The 1173-nt window shown below is 66.4% G+C and carries 2 protein-coding genes; both read left to right on the top strand.

The features are described from left to right. Window positions 1-40: 40 nt before the first annotated feature. A complete protein-coding gene (locus AB4Y86_RS19290; protein ID WP_441403728.1) occupies window positions 41-826 on the top strand; it encodes an ABC transporter ATP-binding protein in 786 nt (261 codons plus the stop codon). Window positions 827-844: 18 nt separating this feature from the next. Beyond that, window positions 845-1173: TSUP family transporter (locus AB4Y86_RS19295; protein WP_441403729.1), on the top strand; the 329-nt coding region annotated here is incomplete at its 3' end.

Below are 1173 nucleotides of genomic sequence, written 5' to 3' on the forward strand. Positions count from 1 at the left end.
GTTATCAGTCGTCCGCTTTTTTGTCCTAGTGTCTACTCCTATGAGTGATGTTCTTGAAATGGCCGCCGTCAGCGTTGTACGTGGGGCAAAAAAGCTCCTGGACAAGGTCGACTGGCAGGTCAAGGAGGGCGAGCGTTGGGTGATTCTGGGCCCCAACGGCGCCGGAAAAACCACTCTGCTGCAGGTCGCTGCTGCCCGTCTCCACCCCACCAGCGGCATGGCCGGAATCCTCGAAGAAATCCTCGGCGCTGTTGACGTCTTCGAACTCCGGCCGCGGATCGGACTCTCCTCGGCCGCGTTGGCCAACCAGATTCCTGAGCAGGAGAAGGTCCTCAACGTGGTGGTGACCGCCGCCTACGGCGTGACCGGCCGGTGGCGGGAGGGCTACGAAAAGGACGACGAACGGCGTGCTTTCGCGTTGCTCAACGAGTGGGGGATGGGCCCCCTTCTCAACCGCCCCTTCGCCTCGCTCTCCGAAGGCGAACGCAAACGCGTGCAGATCGCCCGTGCGCTCATGACGGACCCGGAACTCCTGCTCCTGGACGAGCCCGCCGCGGGCCTCGACCTTGGCGGCCGTGAAGACCTGGTCCACCGGCTCAGCGAACTGGCCCGCGACGAAGCGGCGCCCGCGATTGTGCTGGTCACCCACCACCTCGAAGAGGTCCCGCCGGGCTTCACGCATGCCCTGCTGCTCCGCGACGGCGCTGTGGTCGCCGCCGGCCCGCTCGCCGAGGTGCTCACCGCGGAGAACCTCAGTGAAACTTTCGGCGTGGACCTGGACGTCAGCGTCTCCGGCGGCCGCTACACCGCGACCGCCCGCCGCTGAAGGGGCCGCTGACAGCGCGTGGAGGTCCTCAGCAGCGTCTTCATTTTCTTCGCCGGACTCTGGGCCGGCACCATCAACAGCGTGGTGGGGTCTGGCACGCTGGTGACTTTCCCGGTGTTGATCGCGCTGGGTTTCGTGCCCGTCACCGCCTCGATCAGCAATGCCATGGGCCTCGTGGCCGGGAACGCCGCAGGCGCCTGGGGCTACCGGAAGGAGCTGGCCGGTCGCCGGAACCAGCTCCTGCGCTTGCTGCCCGCCTCGCTGCTGGGTGGCATCACCGGCGCGTACCTGCTCCTGCACCTGCCGGAAGTGGTCTTCCAGTACGCGGCACCGGCACTGATTGTGGT

This window comes from Arthrobacter sp. 2YAF22_2 (genome assembly GCF_052114645.1).
In the GTDB taxonomy this organism is placed as follows: Bacteria; Actinomycetota; Actinomycetes; order Actinomycetales; family Micrococcaceae; genus Arthrobacter.

Bases quoted from the DNA above. Each gene is read 5' to 3' on its own strand.
- AB4Y86_RS19290 (WP_441403728.1), top strand. From the start codon at position 41: ATGAGTGATGTTCTTGAAATGGCCGCCGTCAGCGTTGTACGTGGGGCA.